The organism is Caulobacter sp. S45 (assembly GCF_009765965.1).
In the GTDB taxonomy this organism is placed as follows: domain Bacteria; phylum Pseudomonadota; class Alphaproteobacteria; order Caulobacterales; family Caulobacteraceae; genus CAHJWH01.
This window is the reverse complement of sequence record NZ_LMUL01000014.1, coordinates 785,110-806,032: the sequence shown is the minus strand read 5'-3', so window position 1 is coordinate 806,032 and position 20,923 is coordinate 785,110. Positions and strand designations below refer to the sequence as shown.

Here is a 20,923-nt window from a genome sequence, read left to right as displayed (position 1 = left end):
AGGCGCGGGGGGGGGGGCGGGGTATGCACCCGGGCCCCGCCGCTCGGCACCGGCCACGCCGTGCGGGCGGCGGAAGCGGCGTTGAAGGGTTTCGAGGGCGACGTGCTGGTCGCCTACGCCGACACGCCGCTGCTGGATGCGGAGGCCGTCGCCCCCCTATTCGAGGCGCGGACGGCGGGCGCGGATTTGGCGGTGCTGGGCTTCGAGGCGGCCGATCCCGGCGCCTATGGTCGGCTGGTGATGGACGCGGGCGGGACGCTGGAGCGGATCGTCGAGGCCAAGGACGCCTCGCCGGCCGAACTGGCCATCACCGCCTGCAATTCCGGCGTGCTGGCGGCGCCTGCGGCGTTGCTGTTCGAGCTGCTGGCCAAGGTTGGCGCCGAAAACGCCAAGGGCGAGTACTACCTGACCGACGTAGTGGGGCTGGCGCGCGCGGCCGGACGCGAGGTGCGTGCGGTGCTGACCGAAGAGGCCAAGGTGCTGGGGGTCAACTCCCAGGCCGAACTGGCGGCGGCGGAGGCCGAGTTCCAGCGGGGGCGCCGCGAGCGGGCGCTGGTGTCCGGTGTCGCGATGCCCGCGCCCGAGACGGTGATGTTCGCCTACGACACCGAGGTCGCGCCTGGTGTGGTGATCGAGCCTTATGTGGTGTTCGGCCCCGGCGTGAAGGTCGCAAGCGGGGCTGTGATCCGCGCGTTCAGTCATCTCGAAAGTGCGGTGGTCGGCGAAGGCGCGCTGATCGGTCCCTATGCGCGGCTGCGGCCGGGCGCGGTGATCGGGCGCGAGGCCCACATCGGCAACTTCGTCGAGGTGAAGAACGTCACCGTGGGCGAGGGCGCCAAGGCCAACCATCTGTCCTATCTCGGCGACGGGGAGGTGGGCGCGCGGGCCAACCTTGGGGCCGGGACGATCTTCTGCAACTACGACGGCTTCGACAAGCACCGCACCATCGTTGGCGAGGGAGCCTTCATCGGCTCCAACACCGCCCTGGTGGCGCCGGTCAGGATCGGGGCGGGCGCCTTCACCGGCTCGGGCTCGGTGATCACCCGCGACGTGGCCGACGACGCCTTGGCGCTGGAACGCAGCCCTCAGGTGGAGAAGCCAGGCTGGGCGGCCAAGTTCCGCGCCCTCAAACAAGCGGCCAAGGGAAGACGCGCATGAGCCCCGACCATTACAAGCGCGCCGTCGGCGAGGCCGCCGCCCTGCTGGTGCAGGACGGCATGACGGTGGGGCTGGGCACCGGCTCCACCGCCGCCTTTCTGGTCGAGGCGCTGGGCGCGCGGGTGCGGGCGGAGGGGCTGAAGCTGCGCTGCGTGCCGACCTCCGTGGCGACCGACGTTCAGGCGCGGGCCTGCGGGCTGCCGATCGTCGACCTGAACGAGGCGGGCGAGATCGACCTGACCATCGACGGCGCCGACGAGATCGGTCCGGGCCTGGCGCTGATCAAGGGGGGCGGCGGCGCCCTGCTGCGCGAGAAGCTGGTGTGGGAGGCTTCGCGTCGCTGCGTGGCCATCGCCGACGCCGGCAAGGTGGTGGAGACGCTCGGCCGTTTCGCCTTGCCGGTGGAGGTGGTGGCGTTCGGCCATGTCTCGACCGCCCGGCGGATGGGCCACGCCCTGGCGGCGGCCGGGGTGAGCGTCGAGCCGCGCCTGCGGATGCGCGATGGGGCCACCTTCATCACCAACGGCGGCGACGTGATCTACGACCTCGCCTGCGAGACCATCGCCGACCCGCACGCCCTGGCCGGCGTGTTGAAGACCCTGACCGGCGTGGTCGAGCACGGCCTGTTCCTGGGCCTGGCCGACGAAGCCCTGGTCGGCGATGAGGGCGGGGTGAGGACGTTGAAGCCGTAGCTTCTTCTCCTCCACTGCGAAGCGGGGGAGGAGAGATACGCGGGAAGGAGAAAGCGTCGCCGCCATTCTCCAAGCGGCCTGCACCGCCTATATCGGCCCTAACGGAAAAGCGGACGGATCAGATGGCCTACGACTACGACCTCTTCGTCATCGGCGCGGGTTCGGGCGGGGTGCGCGCGGCGCGGCTGGCGGCGATGAGCGGCGCGCGCGTCGGGGTGGCGGAGGAGTATCGCGTCGGCGGCACCTGCGTGATCCGCGGCTGCGTGCCCAAGAAGCTGATGGTCTACGCCTCCGGCTTCGCGCGGGATTTCGAGATCGCCAAGGGCTATGGCTGGAGCGGCTGCGATACGCCGAAGTTCGACTGGCCGACCTTCCTGACCGCCAAGGACATGGAGATCTCGCGCCTGTCGGGCATCTACTCCGCCAATCTGAAGAAGGCGGGCTGCGACCTGTTCGAGGCCCGCGCCGAGTTCATCGACCCGCACACCCTCAAGCTCGCCGGCCTGGACAAGACCATCACCGCCGAGCGCATCCTGATCGCCACCGGCGGGCGGCCCAAGGTCCCCGACGATGTGCCGGGCGCGGACCTCTCCATCACCTCGGAAGGCGCTTTCAAGCTGGAAAAGCTGCCTAAGAGCATCCTGGTTGTAGGCGGCGGCTACATCGCCATCGAGTTCGCCTGCATCTTCCACGGCATGGGCGTGGACGTGACCCTGGCCTATCGCGGGAGCAACCTGCTGCGCGGCTTCGACGACGACGTGCGCGCGCATGTGTCGGGCGAACTGCACAAGCGCGGGCTGAAGGTCGTGCTGGCATGCCAGCACGAGCGTATCGAGAAGATCGACGGCGGCTTCCGCAGCCATCTGACCGACCAGCTGACCATCGAGACCGAACAGGTGATGTTCGCCGTCGGCCGCGAGCCGCACGTGAAGGGGCTGGGGCTGGAAGCGGCCGGCGTGGCGTTGAACGACAAGGGCGCGGTGGCGGTCGACGCCTTCTCCCAGACCAATGTCCCGCACATCTTCGCCATCGGCGACGTGACCGACCGGGTGAACCTGACGCCTGTGGCCATCCGCGAGGCCGTGGCTTTCGCCGAGACGGTCTATAACGACCGGCCAACCAAGTTCGACCATGCCGACATCCCGACCGCCGTCTTCTCCCAGCCGCCCGTGGGCGTGGTGGGCATGAGCGAGGCGGAGGCGCGTCACGCCTTCCGCCACGTGGACATCTACCGCACCAAGTTCCGCGCCATGCGCACTGCCTTTGTCGGCGACGACGAGCAGACGCTGATGAAGCTCGTGGTGGACGGCGACACCGGCCGCGTCGTCGGTTGCCACATCGTCGGGCCCGACTCGCCGGAGATGATCCAGCTCGCCGCGATCGCGGTGAAGGCGGGCCTGACCAAGGCGCAGTGGGACGACACCTGCGCCCTGCATCCCTCCGCCGCGGAGGAACTGGTGACCCTGCGCGAGAAGTACGTGCCGAGCGAACTGATCGCGGCGGAGTGACGCCAAGGGCCGCAGCGCGCGCGGGAAGACTTTGCGTCGAGAGCCGCGCGCGCCTATATCCGGCGGCAAATAAAACCTGTGTGATCGTTGAATAGGCCCTCTCCCATGCAGCGCTGGACCCCTTCGAGCTGGCGTTCGAAACCTGCCAAGCACATGCCCACCGACTACCCGGACGCCGAGGCGCTGTCGCGGGTGGAAGACCGGCTGCACGCCATGCCGCCGCTGGTGTTCGCCGGCGAGGCGCGCCGGCTGAAGAGCCTGCTGGGCAATGTGGCGCGGGGCGACGCCTTTCTGCTGCAGGGCGGCGACTGCGCCGAGAGCTTCCGCGAATTCCACGCCGACAGCATCCGCGACACCTTCCGGCTGATCCTGCAGATGGCTGTGGTGCTGACCTTCTCGGCCGGCAAGCCGGTGGTGAAGGTCGGCCGCATCGCCGGCCAGTTCGCCAAGCCGCGTTCCGAACCGATCGAGACCATCGACGGCGTGACCCTGCCGTCCTACCGGGGCGACAACATCAACGGTCAGGACTTCGACCTGGTCTCGCGCACGCCCGATCCCGAGCGGCTGATGAAGGCGTACGGCCAATCGGCCTCGACCCTGAACCTGCTGCGCGCCTATGCGGGCGGCGGCTACGCGGATTTGCACAACATCCATGGCTGGACGCTGGGCTTCGTCGACGACAGCCCGCTGGGCGCCCGCTACCGCGAGCTGACCGACAAGATTTCCGAGGCCCTGACCTTCATGGCCGCGGTCGGCGTCACCCCGGAAACTCATCCCGACCTGAAGCGGGTCGAGGTGTTCACCAGCCACGAGGCCCTGCTGCTGGGCTTCGAGGAGGCCATGACCCGTGTCGACAGCCAGGGCGGCGAGTGGTTCGACACCTCCGCCCACATGCTGTGGATCGGCGAGCGTACTCGCCAGCTCGACGGCGCGCACGTGGAGTTCATGCGCGGGATCAAGAACCCGATCGGCTTGAAGTGCGGCCCGAACATGGAGCCGGAGGATTTGCTGCCCCTGATCGAGGCGCTGAACCCGGCCAACGAGCCGGGCCGGCTGACGGTGATCGGGCGCTTCGGCTCCGACAAGATCGGCGCGCGCCTGCCGGCGCTGATGCGGGCCACCAAGCGGGCCGGCTACCATGTGGTCTGGTCCACCGACCCGATGCACGGCAACACCCTGAAGGCCGCCAACGGCTACAAGACCCGGCCGTTCGAGCGCATCCTCAGCGAGGTCCGCACCTTCGTGGAGATCGCCCAGGCCGAAGGCGTGCATCCCGGCGGCATGCATCTTGAGATGACCGGCCAGAACGTCACCGAGTGCCTGGGCGGCGCGCGCGCGCTGACCGAGGACGAGTTGTCCCACCGCTACCACACCCATTGCGACCCACGCCTGAACGCCGACCAGGCGCTGGAGCTGGCCTTCCTGGTGGCGGAGAATCTGAAGGCGCAACGGCCGGTCGCGCCGCCGCGCCTGGCGGTCGGCTAGGGCCGCACCTTCTCCGCGTGCGGAGAAGGTGACGGCTTTGGCGACCAGGGTCTGCGGCTGGGGCGGCTGATGCGGTAGGCGGCCAGCGCCCAGAGGGCGGCCGCCTCGATCACGCCCATGACTGCGCTGACGCCTGGCAGGGCCTGGCTCGGCAGGAAGCCGGCCTGGCCGGTCTCGCCGCCGAACAGGCGGCCGACCAAGGCGCCGATCACGTAGAGCGCGACCAGGGTCGCGGCGACGCCGAAGTCGCCAGGCGAGCCGGCGCGGGCGAAGCGCCGCCAGGCGATCACGCCCAGGTCGCGCACGAAGAAGGCCAGCAGGGCCAGCATGAACAGGGCCTCGTGCGTTTCGCCGGCACGTACGTGGATCAGGGCGACCACCAGTCCCAGGATCACCGCCAGCTTGCTCGGCAGCACGACCAGGGGCAGGCGCACTGCGGTCCGCCGGATATCGCGCTTGGCGATAGCGTTCGCGAATTGCCGGGCGCGCACCCGGTCGGCGGGTTCTGCGAAGGCGCCGACATAGGCCAGCGCCGCCAGCACCACGCCCGCGCTGACCAGCCGCGCGGCGAACGCGTCGCTCCCCGTCAGGTTGGCGGACGGGTCGAAGCCGGCGGCATAGGTCGCCGCCCCAATGACGAACAGCGCCCAGGCCCAGGGCGTGTTGACCAGTTGCAGCTCCAGCCGCATCAACCGCCACGCCCACACCAGAGCCCAGCCCGCGCATAGGACCAGGCTGCATCCCGCAAACAGCACCGGCGGAAAGTCGTGGCCGAACCAGGAGACCGGGCCGCCCATGGGGGCGATCTGGCCGAACATGGTGTGCACGCCGCCGCCGATGCGAATCCGGGCCCAGGCAAGGGCTGCGAAGGTCAGCAGCGCTAGCGCCAGGATCGCCAGGCCCGGCGCGCGTCCGCTGAGCGGCCGACCGCTGGCGCGTCCTCGGCGGATGTCGAGCAGGCCCGTGGCCAGTCCCGCCGCCTGCACCGTGACGCCGAGCGCCAACGCCACCAGGACCCAGAAGCCGGCATGGCGAACCGTGGTGGTGCTGGCGAGCTGGAGGGCGGCGATCAGCACGCCGCCGCCCGCGACCACCCAGGGGCGAAGGGTCGAGCCGGCCAACTTGCCCCAGGTCATCTCCCAGGGCGCGAGCGCCGAGAGGCGCTGGAAGTCCCAGGTGCGCGCGACCACCTCGTTGGTGACCGAGCGTCGGGCGGCGCGGGGCGCCCACATCAGGCCGGCGGCGAAGAACAGCAGCGCCCCGACCAGGATGGCCGCATAGGCGTGCCGACCTCGATCAACCAGCCACACCAGGGCGAAGGCGATCAGCACCACGACCCCCGCCCAGGTCAGCCGGCGCGGGGTGGCGTCGAGCCAGAGGTTGCGCTGGAGCTCGGGGTTCATGGCTGCTGCGCCTCGCCGGCCTGGGCGGCCATGTAGACGTCCTCCAGCGTAGTGCGGATCGGGGTGAAGCCGCGCACGGGCAGGCCGGACGCCACCAATCGGCTCAGCGCATCCTGCTCGGCTTCGGGGCCGGGTGCGATCAGGACGACGGCCTCGTCGGGACTGGCGCGTTCGAGCTGAAAACCAAGGTCGGTCAAACGGATGCCCAGGTCTTCGACGGGCGCGAAGGTGACGAGGATGCGAACCGGCTCGTCAGGCGCCGCCGTGCGGGAGGCGAGGCGGACCACGCTGTCGCCGATCACCCGGCCGTCCTCCAGCATCAGCATCTCGGTGCAGTAGTCCTCCAGCTCCGACAGCAGGTGGGAGGACACCATCACCGTCATGCCGGTTCCCGCCAGCTCGCGGATCAGGGCGGACAGGGATTGGCGCGCGCCGGGGTCCAGACCCGCCGCCGGCTCGTCCAGCAGCAGCACGCGCGGGGCGTGGACGATGGTCTGGCCGATCGCCAGCCGCTGGCGCAGGCCGCGCGACAGCTCGCCGGCCAGCTGATCGAGCCTGTCCGTCAGCCCGACCCGTTCCGCCGCCAGCGCCACCGCGTCCGGTGTCTCGTTCACGCCCACGCGTCGTGCGCGGGCGGCGTAGGCGAGGGACTGGCGCACCGTCAGGGCGTCGTAGAGGCCGAAACTGTCTGGCAGGTAGCCGAGCGCCGCATGCACGCCGCGCGGATCGTCCTGGGTGTCGAGCCCCGCGACGCTGATCGTGCCGGAGGTGGGGGTGTCCAGGGCCGCGATGCAGCGCATCAGCGTCGATTTACCGGCTCCGTTCGGTCCCACCAGGGCCAGCACCGCGCCGGCACGCACGATGAAGCCGATCCCGTGCAGGGCGCGCCCGGAGGGATAGTCGAAGGTTACGTTTTCCGCGTCGATCACGAACCGAAACTCTTCACGTCAGGTGCGCCGCGAAGGCGCGTGCGGCTTCCAGGTCGGCAGCCGTGTCCACCGAGATCGGCGCCACCGCCGTCACCGCAGCGTCGATCCGCATGCCCATTTCCAACGCCCTGAGCTGCTCCAGCTTTTCACGCCGCTCGAGCGGGGAGGGTGGGGCGGCGGTGAAGCGGATCAGGGCCTCGCGCCGATAGCCGTAGATGCCGATGTGACGCCATACGGGGCCGTCGCCATAGAGGACGGAGCGGGTGAAGTAGAGCGCCCGGCCCATGGTCGCGCCTTCGGCCAGCGCCATGACCGCCTTGACCACGTCCGGGTTGGCGCGATCGGCGGGCGAGGCTTCGGGGGCCACGACGGTGGCCATGTCGCAGGCCGGATCGCGCGCCAGGGCCTCGGCGCAAGCTGAAACAACCGAGGGGGGGGCGAACGGCATGTCGCCCTGGAGGTTGATCACCGAATCATAGCGCCCGGTCGGATCGAGGATTTCCAGCGCCGCCATGATTCGGTCCGTGCCCGAGGGCAGGTCCGGATCGGTCAGCACCGCCCGCCCGCCCGCCCGCTTCACCGCCTCGACCACCTCGGGGTCGCCCGCCGCCACCGCGACCGGTCCGATCGCGGCGCTTTCGGCCTGCCGCAAAACGCGTACGATCATGGGAAGGCCGCCGATGTCGGCCAGCGGTTTGTTGGGCAGACGGGTCGCCGCCATGCGCGCAGGGATCAGAACGATCGCGGCCATGTGGGGTAAGCCTTATCCGCCAGTTGCGCCGGGGGCGGTAGCGTGTAAGACACCCCCGCGCAAGGCGGAGTCCTAAAGGACGGTCGTGGCGCAGGGTTGCGCCAGACCTCTGGGTTCTTAGCGATAAGGGCGACATGAAAGACGAACTGTTCGGGAACAAGGTGTTCGGCGCTATCCTGGGTGCGCTGTTGCTGCTGTTCGCTCTGCGCCAGGTCTCGGAGATGGTGTTCGCCACTCATCCGCCAAAGGTCGCGGGCGACAAGATCGCCATCCAGGAAGCTGCGGGCGACGCCGGCGTGGTCGCCGATACGCCGCCGGATTGGGGCACGGTGCTGCCCACCGCCGATGTGGGCGCCGGCGCGACGGTCGCCAACAAGTGCAAGGCCTGCCACAACCTGGACAACGGCGGTCCCAACCAGACCGGTCCGAACCTGTGGGGCGTGATCGGCCGCAAGCCCGGCACCCATCCCGGCTTCGCCTATTCGTCCGGCATGACGGATTTCGGCAATAAGATCGGTAAGTGGAGCTTTGCGGAGGTCTACAAGTTCCTGGCCGGCCCGCAGGCCGACGTTTCCGGGACGAAGATGACCTTCGTGGGCCTGAAGCAACGCCAGGACCGGATCAACCTCATCGCCTGGCTGCGTCAGCAGAGCTCCAGTCCCGAGCCCATCCCCGCGCCCGATCCCAAGGCCGCCGCCGCCGCCAAGGCGCCTGCCGGGGCCGCCGCCGGAACCGCGCCGGCTCCCCAGCCGGGTTCGGGCGTGCCCGACGCCGCCGCCGGAGCCAAGGCGCCGACGGCCGCCGCCAAGGGCGCGCCCGCCACCAGCCAGACCGCCAGCCCCGAAGCTCCCACCACGGGGGCGGCTGCTGCGCCGAACCGCACCGACTCCACCTCGCCCGGCGGCGCGCCGAAGTAGGGCCTCACGCCAGGATCGATTTCGGCATCGGGCTCGTCGCTTCAGCGGCGGGCCCGGTTTCGTATTGGGAGCGCCGGCTCAGACCGGCGGCGTCCAGTTTCGCGCCAGCGCCTCGAACACCTTGGTCAGGTCCGCCTTCAGCCGGGGAAAGCCCGCGTGGGGCGCAACGGCCGCTTCGTCGAGATAGAGCCCGCGGTTGATCTCGACCTGCAGCACGTGGACGTCGTGCGAAGGGTCGCCGTAGAACTCGGTGGTGTAGCCCCCGGCGTAGGGGGCGTTGCGCGCCACCTCGTAGCCCAGCACCTTAAGTTCGCGCTCCACCAGCGCCGGGAGGCGCGCGGTGCAGGAGACGCCGAACCGGTCGCCGAGCACGAAGTCCGGCGTCCGTCCCGCCCGGCTGGGCCGCGCCGCGATCGAGGGCATGGAATGCCAGTCGATCAGCGCCACCCGCCCGAACTGGGCCTTGGTCTCCTGCAGTAGGCCGGACAAGGCGGCGTGGTAGGGCTGGTGCACCCCCGCGATCCGCCGCTCGGCGTCGGCGTAGACCAGCTTGCGGTCGTAGATCTCCTGGCCGTCGCCGACGACGCGGGCGATGGCGCCCAGGCCGGCCGCTATCCTGGGCGAGCGCCCGCGCGCGAACGGCGGCAGCTCGTCCTCGAACATGGCGGGGTCCAGCTCGTAGGCGTCGCGGTTAACGTCCATATAGGCGCGGGCGTAGCGGGCGGAGATCACGCTGATCCCGAACGCTGGCGCGCTCTCGATGAGGTCGTCCACCAGGGCGTCCTCCGAGCGGCGGATGGCGGCGGAGCTGAGGCTGGAGGCGGCCAGCATCTCGATCGGATACAGCCGGCCCGAATGGGGCGAGGCGAAAACCAGCGGTGTGGCGGAGACCAAGGGGCGGCGCACCTCCACCGCCGGCTCCGCCGGCGCGGGATCGCCGGCGCGCACAAGGTCGAGGTCGTCCATCGCGTCCATTATTGGGCGGCGCGGCCCAGGGTCAATCACCCTTGCGAACCCGGACTTTTAGAGCCGGTTCATATTCGAGGTTTACCTTCAGCGCCTACGCATGGGAACGCCGTCCGAATGAGCAAGATCCTGCTGGCCGAAGACGACGAGTCGCTGCGCCGTTTCCTGGCCAAGGCCCTGGAGCGCGCGGGCTACGAGGTGTGTTCCTGCCCCGACGGCGAGACCGCCGTGGAGGCGCTGGACGACGGCCCCTACGACCTGCTGCTGACCGACATCGTCATGCCGGGGATCGACGGGATCGAGGTGGCGCGTGAAGCCGCCGCGCGCCAGCCAGGCCTGCCGATCATGTTCATCACCGGCTTTGCGGCGGTCGCCCTGGCCGCCGGCGGACGCGCGCCCGAAGGCGCCAAGGTGCTGTCCAAGCCCGTCCACCTGCGCGAAATCGTCTCCGAAGTGGAACGGATGGTCGCCGCCTGAACGCTGCCGCCACGGCCTGGCCCAGCGTCATCTTAGTCGCGCGAGCGCTTCCGGAATCAGGCGGGCGTAGAGCGCCGCGAACCGCGCCTGACCTTCGGCATGGTCGATCAGGTCCTGCCGTGTCTCCAGCTCCAGGTATTCCAGGCCGCGCGCCTGGGCATGGATCGGCGCCGTGTAGTCGATAGCGTCCATGGCGTAGGGCTCATTGTCGCCGACCGCCAGGTCCGGCTCGGCGCGCAGCAATCTCAGGGCTTCGAGCGACAGGGCGTTGTGCTGGTGCAGCACCCCCACCTGCCATGGGCGGACGAGCCCGTTCATGACCGGCGTGAAGCTGTGGATCAGCACTATGGCCGTCTTCAGCCCCAAGGCGGCGCGGGTGTCGAGTTCCGCCGCGATGGCGCGGTGGTAGGGGGCGTGGATGGCGTCGACCCGCGCCTGCCGGGAGGCCGCGTCGAGGATCAGGTTGCCGGGGACGTCCGTTCCGTCCGCACGCGTCGGGATCGCGTCGGGCCGGACGGGGTCGCGGTTGCAGTCGATCACCAGGCGCGAATAGGTCTGGCGGATCAGGCAGGCGTCCAGGCGGGCGGCGAGCCGTTCAGCCAGGGCGGCGGCGCCGATATCGTAGGCGATATGGCGATCCATCTCGGTCGACGTCAGGCCGAGATCGCCGAGGCGGGACGGGATTGCGCGCCCGGCATGATCGCAGACGAGCAGAAAGGGACTGTGGGCGCCCGCGTTTTGTACAGAGACGGGGGCAGGGTCGGTCGCGACGAGAAGTCCCGTCGACGTGGTGACCGACTCGCCTCCAGACTCTTCAGAATGCCGATCGTCAATGTTCGCCATCTCACCCGCTATCGCTATCGCCGTCCGGTGACGTTCGGCGAGCACCGGATCATGTTCCGGCCGCAGGAGAGCTACGACCAGCGCGTGATCAAGTCACGGCTGGTGATCGATCCCGAGCCGGTGGAGCTGCGCTACGTCCACGACGTGTTCGGCAATTGCGTGGCCGTGGCCCGGTTCGGCGCGCCCGCGACCACGCTTACCTTCGAAAGCCAGGTACGGTTGGACCATACCCCGACGGCGCTCGCCTCCGACGAGGCGGACCTGATCGACGCCTCGTCGGGCTCCTTCCCGTTCGCCTACGACGCCGACGACATGCCCGACCTGCTGCGCTCGATCGAGCGTCAGCATCCCGACCCCGAGCGGACGCTGCAGCGCTGGGCGCGCACCTTCCTGCGCCAGGACGGCCCCACCGGCGTGCTGGAAGCGCTCACCGCCATGACCCGCGCCATCCATGCGGAGTTCGACTACGCCCAGCGCCTGTACGGGGCCGCCCAGCCGCCTTTGGAGACCCTGAACTCCAAGCAGGGCACGTGCCGCGACTTCGCCGTGCTGATGATGGAGGCCGCCCGCGCGCTGGGTTTGGCGGCGCGGTTCGTGTCCGGCTATGTCTATGATTCGACCGGCCCGTTCGGAGCGGGACGGGTAGGCGGCGGCCATACCCACGCCTGGGTGCGGGTCTATCTGCCGAGCTGCGGCTGGGTGGAGTTCGATCCCACCAACGGCATCGTCGGCAACACCGACCTGATCCGGGTCGCCATCGTGCGCGACCCCCGCCAGGCGACGCCACTGTCCGGTGCATATTCGGGCGCATCGGACGATTTCCTGGGTATGGACGTGGATGTCGGGGTCGACGTGGAACGCTCTGTCGTCCCGGTGCTTAAGGTCGCCTGAAGCCCTTTTTCCTTGTGCGGAAGGTCAAGGAAGCGTGGCTCTGGGAGAACCAGATGCGGATACGCGCCGGTTACGAGATCGCCTATGACTGCCTAGGCCCTACGCCGATGCTGGTGCTGCTCAGCGTGCGGCCCGAGCGGCTGGCCGACCTGCTCACACCCCAGATAATGAGCGTGACGCCCGAGCTACCGGTCCAGGCCTACAGCGACATCTTCGGGAACATCTGCCACCGCCTGCTGGCCCCGGCCGGGCGGATCACCTTCGCCTCGGAATTCTTGATCGCCGATTCAGGCGAGCCCGATCCGGTCGACCTGTCCGCCGAGCAACACCCGATCGAACAACTGCCCGACGAGACCCTGCAGTTCCTGCTCGGCAGCCGTTATTGCGAGACCGACGCCCTGATGGACGTCGCCTGGAAGGCGTTCGGTCGGGTCCCAGGCGGATGGCGCCGGGTGCAGGCCATCGTGGACTACGCCCACGACCGCATCGAGTTCGGTTACGCCCATGCCCGGCCGGACCGCACGGCCTGTGGGGCGCACGTCGACCGGAAGGGGGTTTGCCGCGACTTCGCCCACCTGGCCATCACCCTGTGCCGCTGCATGAATATCCCGGCGCGTTATTGCACTGGCTATCTTGGCGACATCGGCATTGCGCCCATCGACGCGCCGATGGATTTCTCGGCCTGGTTCGAGGTTTTCATCGGCGGGCGCTGGCATACGTTCGACGCGCGCCACAACCAGCCCCGGATCGGACGCATCCTCCAAGGCTATGGCCGCGACGCCACCGACGTGGCGATCACCACCAGTTTCGGCGCGACCACGCTGGCGACCTTCAAGGTCATCACCGAAGAGGTGGTCGACTGATCTGAAGATAGGCTCTTGGGTTGCGGGCATTTTATATTGAGGCCTGGACACGGCGACAGGCGCACTCGAATATCCTCGCACTGTTAGCCGCTCGGGGAGGCGCGACGGCATGGCCGCAACGATCGGCGTAATTGGGGAAAGCCGCGCCGGAGAGACCCGTGTCGCGCTCACACCCGACTCGGTGAAGAAGTTCGTCGGCCTTGGTCTCGCGATCGTGGTCGAGACCGGCGCGGGCGTCGCCGCCGCCTGCCCGGATTCGGATTATCTTGCAGCCGGGGCGACCATTGCGCCGTCCGCCGCCGCCGTGCTTTCCACCGCCGACGTTATCCTGTGCGTGCGCGCACCCGCGGCCGAAGCCCTGGCCGGGATGAAGCCTGGCGCGGTGCTGATCGGATTATTGAACCCACATGGCGAGCCGGATGTACTCCAGGCGGTGGCCGCGTCGGGGGTGTCCGCCTTCGCCATGGAGTTCGTGCCCCGCATCAGCCGCGCCCAGTCGATGGACGCCCTGTCGTCCCAGGCCAACCTCGCCGGCTATCGCGCGGTGATCGAGGCGGCCGAGGCCTATGGCCGGGCGCTGCCGATGATGATGACGGCGGCGGGCACGATCGCGGCGGCCAAGGTGTTCGTCATGGGCGCGGGCGTCGCGGGCCTGCAGGCCATCGCCACGGCGCGCAGGCTGGGCGCCGTGGTCACCGCCACCGACGTCCGCCCCGCAGCGAAAGAACAGGTCGAGAGCCTGGGCGCCAAGTTTGTCGCGGTGGAGGACGAGGAGTTCAAGTCCGCCGAGACCGCCGCCGGCTACGCCAAGCCGATGTCGGCCGAATACCAGGCCAAGCAGGCGGCCCTGGTCTCCGAGCACATCAAGAAGCAGGACATCGTCCTCACCACCGCCCTGATCCCCGGCCGTCCGGCGCCCAAGCTGGTCTCGGCCGAGCAGGCGACCTCGATGAAGGCCGGCTCGGTGATCGTGGACCTAGCGGTGGAGCAGGGGGGCAACTGCGCTCTGGCCAAGGCCGGCGAGACGGTGATCACGCCCGGCGGGGTCAAGATCGTCGGCATCGCCAACCTGCCGGGGCGGGTGGCGGCGGACGCTTCCAGCCTCTACGCCCGCAACCTGTTCAACTTCGCCAGCCTGATGATCAAGGACGGTGCGCTCGTCCCTGACTTCGAGGACGAGATCCTGAAGGCGGCCCTGGTGGCCCAGGGCGGCGCGGTCGTCCATCCCGCCCTGAAGACCGGCTGATCGGTTCGAGGAACAAGACATGGAAGCTGTCGACCCAACCGTGTTCCGCCTGGCCATCTTCGTACTGGCGATCTTCGTCGGCTACTACGTGGTCTGGAGCGTGACGCCGGCCCTGCACACGCCGCTGATGGCGGTGACGAATGCGATTTCCTCGGTGATCATCGTCGGCGCCCTGCTGGCCGCCGCCGCCCACGGTGTGGCCGGCCAGGCGACCGCCGCCACGGTCTGGATATCCAAGGGCGCCGGGACGGTCGCCGCCGGGCTGGCGGCGGTGAACATCTTCGGCGGCTTCCTGGTCACCCAGCGCATGCTGGCCATGTACAAGAAGAAGGATCGCGCGAAGTGAACGCCAACCTCGCAGCGGTCGCCTATCTGGTTTCGGGCGTCCTGTTCATCCTGGCGCTGCGCGGGCTGTCGAGCCCGATGACCAGCCGGCGCGGCAACCAGCTCGGCATGATCGGCATGGCCATCGCGGTCGGCACCGCGCTGCTGACCCTGTGGGGGCAGGGCGCGCTCGACCTTATCACCCTGGGCCTGATCGTGGTCGGCGTGGCCATCGGCGGGAGCGTCGGCGCGGTGATCGCCAAGCGCGTCTCCATGACGGCGATGCCGCAACTGGTGGCGGCCTTCCACTCGCTGGTCGGGCTGGCGGCCTGTCTGGTGGCGGTGGCGGCGATCTACACCCCGGCGGCTTACGGCATCGCCCTGCCTAACGGCGCGGTGAAGCTGGAGAGCCTGATCGAGCTGTCGATCGGTGTGGCCATCGGGGCGGTGACCTTCACCGGTTCGCTGATCGCCTTCGCCAAGCTGAACGGCAACATGGGCGGCGCGCCGATCCTGCTGCCAGGGCGGCATCTGCTCAACAGCGCCATCGCCCTGGCGGTGGTGGTGCTGATCGTGGTGCTGGTCGCCAGCGGCGGTTCGGCGATCTGGGCCTTCTGGCTGATCTTCGCCTTGGCGCTGGTGGCGGGCGTCACCCTGATCATCCCTATCGGCGGAGCGGACATGCCGGTGGTGGTGTCGATGCTCAACTCCTATTCGGGCTGGGCGGCGGCGGCGCTGGGCTTCACGCTCGAGAACACCACCCTGGTCATCACCGGCGCCCTGGTCGGCTCGTCGGGCGCCATCCTCAGCTACATCATGTGCAAGGGGATGAACCGCAGCTTCGTCTCGGTGATCCTGGGCGGCTTCGGCGGCGACGCGGCGGCGGCGGCCGGTGGCGCGGTGAAGGAGACGCGGCCGGTCAAGCAGGGCTCGGCCGACGACGCGGCCTTCATCATGAAGAACGCCTCCAAGGTGATCATCGTGCCCGGCTACGGCATGGCGGTGGCCCAGGCCCAGCACGCGCTGCGCGAAATGGCCGACACGCTGAAGAAGGAAGGCGTGGAGGTGAAGTACGCCATCCATCCGGTCGCCGGCCGCATGCCCGGCCACATGAACGTGCTGCTGGCCGAGGCCAACGTCCCCTATGACGAGGTGTTCGAGCTGGACGACATCAACTCCGAGTTCGCCACCGCCGACGTGGCCTTCGTCATCGGCGCCAACGACGTCACCAACCCCGCCGCCAAGACCGACCCGGCCTCGCCCATCTTCGGCATGCCGATCCTAGAGGTGGAGAAGGCGCGCACCGTGCTGTTCATCAAGCGCAGCATGGGTGCGGGCTATGCGGGGGTGGAGAACGAACTGTTCTTCCGCGACAACACCATGATGCTGTTCGCCGACGCCAAGAAGATGGTCGAGGGGATCATCAAGGCGCTGTGAGGGCGGGCGCGCTGCGGCGCGGCGTCCTTCGAGACATCTCTTCGGGGTTCCTCAGGATGACGAGACTTGGTGGGTCGTAAAAACCTTCGTCATGCTGACGAGCGCGTGAGCGCGTCTCGAAGCACGCACCCACGCGACCCCCGCTTTACTCATCCCCGCCGCTGGCCAGTTGCTGCGCCAGGACGCGCCCCTGTTCCGCCACCGCGTGCTCAGCAGCCTGCGACCTTGGCCCGCAGGTGGCGAACTCGGCCTGGCTGAAGGCGAAGCCGGCGTTGAAGCTCTCCACCAGTTGGCGGCGGGAGACCTCGTCGGTCGCCTCCTCGGCCAGCAAGCGCTGCATGTGGCCGTACCAGGTCGCGTCCGTCGGCCCGGCGCATAGGCGGCGCAAAGCGTGCGCCTCGCCCAGCACATAGGCGAGATGCACCACGCTCTGCCGATCCGCTCCCGTCCGCCGCGCCGGCGCCTGGGCGCTGGCTGCGGTCGCGAGCGTCAGGGCCAGCAGGCACGCCGACGCAAGGGGGGCGACGACGCGCATCATTGTCAGGAAACCGGGCCGCCGGACTCCTGCAGCAGCTCCGCCAGGTGGTCCTTCCAGACGGGCGCCCAGGTGTGGGTGCCGTGGCCGTGGGTCTCCAGGCTGGCGGGCACGTCGACGAAGTGGATGTGGGCGTTGCGGTGCAGCACCTGGTCCTCGACCTTCAGGTCCGGCGGGTTGATGAAGTCGTCGGCCGAGTTGATCCACATCACCGGGACCTTGATCTTTTCCAGGTTGGGCTCGGGATCGTAGTCGCGCGAGGAGTCGAACTGGTAGATCAGGTCGTTGGCGTCCAGCGTGGCCAGCTCGTGGGCGGTGTAGTCGGCCAGGTAGGCCTCGCCGGCCTCGGGTGTCGGATAGGAATGGCGCATCTGGATCGGGGCGCTGCCGGCGATCATCAGCAGGGCTGACGCGGTGCGCAGCGCGCCGGTCGGCTCGGTCTTGTACTCTCCGCCCATCCACTGCGGGTCGCTCTTGATCGCGTCGATCAGGGCGGCGCGCCAGATGCGGTTGCGGCCGGTGATGCGCAGCGGGGCGCAGGCCATCGGCTGCAGCGCCTTGACTGCGTCGGGATGGTTCTCGCCCCAGACGAAGGCGTGCATGCAACCCATCGAGGTGCCCATGATCAGCCGCAGCTGCTTCACGCCCAGGCCCTGGTCGGCCAGGATGTGCTCCAGGTCCACCATGTCGGCGTAGTCGTAGTGGGGGAAGCGCATGTGCAGGCCGTCGCTGGGCTTGCTGGATTTCCCGTGGCCCACGTCGTCGGGCAGGATGATGTAGTATTTGCGGATATCGAGCAGGCCGCCTGGGACGAACAGCACGCCGGCGAATTGCGAGCGGAAGAACTGGTGGCCGTCGCCGCCGGTGCCGTGCAGCACCATCACCGCATTGACGATGTTGCCATGGGCGTCGCGCTTCGGCTCGCCCAGGGTGGTGTAGTGAAGCCGCACCTCCGGCAGGGTCTGGCCGTCGCGGAAGCGGAAGTTGCGGACGACGAAGTCGCCCTCCTTGTGCGGCAGTTGGGTTTCGCCCGCCGTGGACGCCGCGACGGGCGCCGGCGTCGGTTGGGCGTGCACGCCAGCGGCCAGCCCGCCGAGCAGCGCCACCGTCAAACCGAGTTTCGCGAACCTCGAACCCATCCTGCCGTCTCCTGGTCGTTTGCCTCGAGCCCGCAACCCGGACTTTGCGCCCGGACCTTCGCCCGGGCCCGGCGTCATTGGCGAGCTGTTTTCCTTGTAGCGTGCGGTTTCCGTCTCGTCCTGATCCGGCGCGGCGAAATTAGCGTGCAATATAGGGCGTGGGCGCCATATCGACGGCCTGCGGGGGATTCACAGACAAGGTGATTCGGGCGCATTGTGGCGTGCTGGAGGAGTTGATGGGAATGCGTCTCGCACACGCTGGTTTGCTCGCGGGTTTGGTTGCGTTCGGGCTTGCTGGTCTCGAAGGATGTGCTTCCACACCGGAGTCGGTCCCTGTGAACCATCAGCGCATCGTGCCGCTGGCGAGCACGGACGTCTGGAAACGGTTGCATCAGTTCCTGCAAGACGAGGGAATCTCGGTGAAGGCGGAGGATGTCGGCGCCGGCATCATCGACGCCGAGCGTTCGGCGGCCGGGCGCGGAACCCTGACCGGCCTGGCGACCTGCGGATCGCGGCCCCTGCACTCGGCCCATCGTCAGACCCTCAAGCTGACGATCCTGGTCAAACCGGTTCCCGACGGCGCCCAGGTCACCGCCAACGCCGCCTTCAGCGAGACTCTGGGCTCGCTCACATCCCAGAAGGCCGCCGCCCTTACGGTCGAGTGCCCCAGCACCGGCGTGCTCGAAGCGGCCGTGCTGGATGTGGCGAGCGGTCAGCCGATGGAAACGGCGATCATTCCCCGCTAGGCGGCCTGGGCTCCAGCACCCGCTCCATCAGCACCACGTCCACCCAGCGGTCGTGCTTGAAGCCCATGTCGTGCAGCACGCCCGCCGGCTCGAAGCCCAGCGCGCGGTGCAGGCTGATCGAGGCGGCGTTGCCGCTGTCGCCGATCACCGCCGCCATCCGCCGCTTGCCCAGCGCCTCGCAGGCCGAGATCAGCGCCGCCAGCGCCATCCGCCCGCAGCCCTTGCCGACCGAGTCGGGGGCGACGTAGACGCTGTCCTCGACCGTGAACCGATAGGCGGCGCGCGGACGGAACTGCGAGGCGTAGGCGAAGGCCGCGACCGTCCCGCCATCGTCCACCACCAGCCAGGGCAGGCCGTCCGCCGAGATCGCGGCCATGCGCGCGGCGATCTCGTCGGTGTCCGGCGGGACCTCTTCGAAGGTGCCCAGCCCATGCAACACGTGATGGGCGTAGATGGCCTGGATCGCCGCCGCGTCCTCAGGCGTCGCTCGTCTTGTCCGCATCCCGTTCCCAGCCCCGCTCCACCGCCCAGACGGCGAAGGCGTAATCCAAGGCGATCTCCTTGAGGAAATCGAATCGGCCCGAGGCGCCGCCATGGCCCGCCTCCATGTTGATCTTGAGCAGGACCGGGTCGCCGCTGGTGCTGTGCGCCCGCAGTTTGGCCACCCACTTGGCCGGCTCCCAGTAGGTCACGCGCGGGTCCGACAGGCCGCCGGTGGCGAGCACGGCCGGGTAGGGCGCTTCATGCACCTGATCGTAGGGGCTGTAGCCGGCGATGCGGTCGTAGGCCCCGGCGTCTTCAAGCGGGTTGCCCCACTCCGGCCACTCGGGCGGCGTCAGCGGCAGGGCCGCGTCGCTCATGGTGTTGAGCACATCCACGAACGGCACCGCGGCGATGACCCCGGCCCACAGCTCGGGTCGCAGGTTGGTGATCGCCCCCATCAGCATCCCGCCGGCCGAACCGCCGTAAGCCGTCGTGCGCTCGGGCGCGCCGTAGCCCTGGGCGTGCAGATGTTCGGCGCAGGCGATGAAGTCGGTGAAGGTGTTGGTCTTCCTTTCGGCCCGTCCGTCCAGGAACCAGCCCCAGCCCTTCTCTGTGCCGCCGCGAATGTGCGCGGTCGCCCAGATCCAGCCCCGGTCGACCAGGCTCAGGCTGCGGATCGAGAAGCTGGGCTCCATCGGGATGCCGTAGGCGCCGTAGCCGTACAGCATCAGCGGGGCCGATCCATCCAACGCCGTGTCGGCGCGCATCAGCACGGTGATCGGGACCTGGGCCCCGTCCGCCGCCGCCGCATACAGCCGCCGCGCCACGTAACGGGCCGGGTCGTGGCCGCTGGGGATTTCCTGCACCTTGCGCAGGGTGCGCTCGCGTGTGGCCATGTCGTAGTCGTAGGTCGAGCGCGGGGTGGTCGGCGACTGGTAGACGAAGCGAAGGGTCGAGGTGTCGTATTCATAGCCGCCCTCGGCGCTCAAGGCATAGGCCTCCTCGTCGAAGTCGATCACATATTCCGCCAGCCCGTCGCGCGCCGTGACCACGATCCGGTTGTCGGCGTCCACCCGCTCCACCCGCACAAACCAGTCCTTGTGCGCGACCATGCCCACCAGGTAGCGGCCGGGCTGGTGGCTGATCCAGTCACGCCAATTGGACTTGGCGGGGTCTGCGGGATCGGTCCAGCATAGCTTGTAGTCCACCGCGCCATCGGCGTTCGTCAGCACGACGAAGCGACCGTTCCAGTGCTCGATCTCGTAGCGCAGGCCCTCCCGCCGGGGTTCGACCACCTTGGGCGCGGCGGTCGGGTCGGCGGCCGGGATCAGCCTGACCTCGCTGGTCTCGTGGTTGCCCGAGCCGATCTGGATGAAGGCCCGGCTCTGGGTCACGCCGATCGAGAGGAACATGCCGCCGTCAGGCTCATGGTAGACCAGCACGTCCTCGCCGCCGCGCGCGGGCCGGCGGTAGATCTTGGCCGGGCGACCGTTCTCGTCGCGCCAGATCCAGAACAGCCACGCCCCGTCCGGCGAGAAGGCGAAGCTGCCGGTGGAGCTGTCCACCGGGCCCGCCAGCACCTCGCCGGTGGCGAGGTCCTTCACGTCGATGCGGAAGTATTCCGAGCCCTGCTCGTCGACGGCGAAGGCGAACAGGGCGTGGTCGTCGCTGTGCTCGGCGTGGCCGATGTCGAAGAAGGCCTTGCCCTTGGCCGCAGCGTCCGCGTCCAGCAGCACCTGCTCGCCATCGTCGCGGCCGCGCGGGCGGCGGGCGTAGATCGGGTGCTGGGCGCCGGTCTCATAGCGGACGTAGTAGTCGAACGCCCCGTCGGACGAGGGGACGGAGCTATCGTCCTCCTTGATCCGTCCGCGCATCTCCTGGAACATCGTCGCCTGCAACGCCTCGGTGCCGGCGAGCATAGCCTTGGTGTAGGTGTTCTCGGCTTCGAGATGGGCGCGGATATCGGGGCGCAGCACGGTGGGATCGCGCATCACCTTCTGCCAGTCGGCGTCCTTCAGCCACGCGTAGTCGTCGGTGCGCACCCGGCCGAGCTGCTCGATCCGCTCGGGCCGTTTCTCGGCGGTGGGCGGGACGGGAAGGGTCGGGTGGGCGGAGAAGTCGTCCATCGGG

General features: G+C 69.1%; 21 protein-coding genes. 12 read left to right on the top strand and 9 right to left on the bottom strand.

Translation table 11 applies throughout. The annotated features are described in order from the left end of the window. The 4 genes from glmU to GSQ87_RS10790 form a co-directional block, all read left to right on the top strand. Positions 1-1,158 (top strand): bifunctional UDP-N-acetylglucosamine diphosphorylase/glucosamine-1-phosphate N-acetyltransferase GlmU (glmU, locus tag GSQ87_RS10805; RefSeq protein ID WP_158915456.1); only part of this gene is annotated, 1,158 nt, incomplete at its 5' end. Beyond that, positions 1,155-1,850 (top strand): ribose-5-phosphate isomerase RpiA, encoded by a 696-nt coding sequence (gene rpiA / locus GSQ87_RS10800; protein ID WP_158915455.1) that lies wholly within the window; start codon positions 1,155-1,157, stop codon positions 1,848-1,850. The genes glmU and rpiA, both read left to right, overlap by 4 nt. A 122-nt stretch (positions 1,851-1,972) precedes the next feature. Beyond that, entirely contained in the window at positions 1,973-3,358 is a 1,386-nt protein-coding gene (gene gor, locus GSQ87_RS10795; RefSeq protein ID WP_158915454.1) for a glutathione-disulfide reductase, read from the top strand. Between the two features lie 105 nt (positions 3,359-3,463). Next, positions 3,464-4,843, top strand: a complete 1,380-nt coding sequence (locus GSQ87_RS10790; RefSeq protein ID WP_158915453.1) for a class II 3-deoxy-7-phosphoheptulonate synthase — start codon at positions 3,464-3,466, stop codon at positions 4,841-4,843. Here the strand turns inward: GSQ87_RS10790 and GSQ87_RS10785 are convergent. Genes GSQ87_RS10785 through GSQ87_RS10775 form a run of 3 tightly spaced genes read right to left on the bottom strand, consistent with a single transcriptional unit; the run spans position 4,840 to position 7,926 of the window. After that, positions 4,840-6,246: a hypothetical protein gene (locus GSQ87_RS10785; protein ID WP_158915452.1), complete on the bottom strand. Its 1,407-nt coding sequence runs from the start codon at positions 6,244-6,246 to the stop codon at positions 4,840-4,842. The genes GSQ87_RS10790 and GSQ87_RS10785 overlap by 4 nt on opposite strands. After that, on the bottom strand, positions 6,243-7,175 hold the full coding sequence (locus GSQ87_RS10780; RefSeq protein WP_158915451.1) for an ABC transporter ATP-binding protein: 933 nt from the start codon (positions 7,173-7,175) through the stop codon (positions 6,243-6,245). The genes GSQ87_RS10785 and GSQ87_RS10780 overlap by 4 nt, the downstream gene beginning before the upstream one ends. A gap of 13 nt (positions 7,176-7,188) precedes the next feature. Further along, positions 7,189-7,926, bottom strand: coding sequence for a 3-deoxy-manno-octulosonate cytidylyltransferase (locus tag GSQ87_RS10775; protein ID WP_158915450.1), 738 nt, complete (start codon positions 7,924-7,926; stop codon positions 7,189-7,191). Positions 7,927-8,060: 134 nt separating this feature from the next. On the opposite strand from GSQ87_RS10775, the gene GSQ87_RS10770 reads away from it, so the two are divergent. After that, positions 8,061-8,843, top strand: coding sequence for a cytochrome c family protein (locus GSQ87_RS10770; protein ID WP_158915449.1), 783 nt, complete (start codon positions 8,061-8,063; stop codon positions 8,841-8,843). Positions 8,844-8,921: 78 nt separating this feature from the next. Here GSQ87_RS10770 and GSQ87_RS10765 read toward each other — a convergent pair whose 3' ends face one another. Beyond that, positions 8,922-9,809 (bottom strand): N-formylglutamate amidohydrolase, encoded by an 888-nt coding sequence (locus tag GSQ87_RS10765; RefSeq protein ID WP_254062877.1) that lies wholly within the window; start codon positions 9,807-9,809, stop codon positions 8,922-8,924. Between the two features lie 117 nt (positions 9,810-9,926). On the opposite strand from GSQ87_RS10765, the gene GSQ87_RS10760 reads away from it, so the two are divergent. Then, a complete protein-coding gene (locus GSQ87_RS10760) occupies positions 9,927-10,286 on the top strand; it encodes a response regulator (RefSeq protein ID WP_158915447.1) in 360 nt (119 codons plus the stop codon). 27 nt (positions 10,287-10,313) lie between these two features. Here GSQ87_RS10760 and GSQ87_RS10755 read toward each other — a convergent pair whose 3' ends face one another. Beyond that, on the bottom strand, positions 10,314-11,129 hold the full coding sequence (locus GSQ87_RS10755) for an N-formylglutamate amidohydrolase (protein ID WP_158915446.1): 816 nt from the start codon (positions 11,127-11,129) through the stop codon (positions 10,314-10,316). Here GSQ87_RS10755 and GSQ87_RS10750 point away from each other — a divergent pair. The 5 genes from GSQ87_RS10750 (at position 11,106) to GSQ87_RS10730 (ending at position 15,890) form a co-directional block, all read left to right on the top strand. Next, positions 11,106-12,020 (top strand): transglutaminase family protein, encoded by a 915-nt coding sequence (locus GSQ87_RS10750; protein WP_158915445.1) that lies wholly within the window; start codon positions 11,106-11,108, stop codon positions 12,018-12,020. The two genes, GSQ87_RS10755 and GSQ87_RS10750, sit on opposite strands and share 24 nt — an antisense overlap. 53 nt (positions 12,021-12,073) lie before the next feature. Then, positions 12,074-12,883 carry a transglutaminase family protein gene (locus GSQ87_RS10745; RefSeq protein WP_158915444.1) on the top strand — a complete coding sequence of 270 codons (810 nt, stop codon included), beginning with the start codon at positions 12,074-12,076 and terminating at the stop codon, positions 12,881-12,883. Positions 12,884-12,992: 109 nt separating this feature from the next. Next, positions 12,993-14,129 carry a Re/Si-specific NAD(P)(+) transhydrogenase subunit alpha gene (locus tag GSQ87_RS10740; RefSeq protein ID WP_158915443.1) on the top strand — a complete coding sequence of 379 codons (1,137 nt, stop codon included), beginning with the start codon at positions 12,993-12,995 and terminating at the stop codon, positions 14,127-14,129. 19 nt (positions 14,130-14,148) lie between these two features. Continuing rightward, entirely contained in the window at positions 14,149-14,475 is a 327-nt protein-coding gene (locus GSQ87_RS10735) for an NAD(P) transhydrogenase subunit alpha (RefSeq protein ID WP_158915442.1), read from the top strand. Then, positions 14,472-15,890, top strand: coding sequence for an NAD(P)(+) transhydrogenase (Re/Si-specific) subunit beta (locus GSQ87_RS10730; RefSeq protein ID WP_158915441.1), 1,419 nt, complete (start codon positions 14,472-14,474; stop codon positions 15,888-15,890). Before GSQ87_RS10735 ends, GSQ87_RS10730 begins: the two co-directional genes overlap by 4 nt. 145 nt (positions 15,891-16,035) lie before the next feature. Here GSQ87_RS10730 and GSQ87_RS10725 read toward each other — a convergent pair whose 3' ends face one another. Together GSQ87_RS10725 and GSQ87_RS10720 are read right to left on the bottom strand one after the other, a co-directional pair. After that, positions 16,036-16,428 carry a TIGR02301 family protein gene (locus tag GSQ87_RS10725; RefSeq protein WP_158915440.1) on the bottom strand — a complete coding sequence of 131 codons (393 nt, stop codon included), beginning with the start codon at positions 16,426-16,428 and terminating at the stop codon, positions 16,036-16,038. Between the two features lie 2 nt (positions 16,429-16,430). Further along, on the bottom strand, positions 16,431-17,564 hold the full coding sequence (locus GSQ87_RS10720) for an alpha/beta fold hydrolase (RefSeq protein WP_174241425.1): 1,134 nt from the start codon (positions 17,562-17,564) through the stop codon (positions 16,431-16,433). Positions 17,565-17,899: 335 nt separating this feature from the next. On the opposite strand from GSQ87_RS10720, the gene GSQ87_RS10715 reads away from it, so the two are divergent. Next, positions 17,900-18,310: a hypothetical protein gene (locus GSQ87_RS10715; protein WP_158915439.1), complete on the top strand. Its 411-nt coding sequence runs from the start codon at positions 17,900-17,902 to the stop codon at positions 18,308-18,310. Here the strand turns inward: GSQ87_RS10715 and GSQ87_RS10710 are convergent. After that, positions 18,297-18,812, bottom strand: a complete 516-nt coding sequence (locus tag GSQ87_RS10710; protein ID WP_158915438.1) for a GNAT family N-acetyltransferase — start codon at positions 18,810-18,812, stop codon at positions 18,297-18,299. The genes GSQ87_RS10715 and GSQ87_RS10710 overlap by 14 nt on opposite strands. After that, positions 18,787-20,919 carry a S9 family peptidase gene (locus GSQ87_RS10705; RefSeq protein ID WP_158915437.1) on the bottom strand — a complete coding sequence of 711 codons (2,133 nt, stop codon included), beginning with the start codon at positions 20,917-20,919 and terminating at the stop codon, positions 18,787-18,789. Before GSQ87_RS10705 ends, GSQ87_RS10710 begins: the two co-directional genes overlap by 26 nt. Positions 20,920-20,923: the final 4 nt, after the last annotated feature.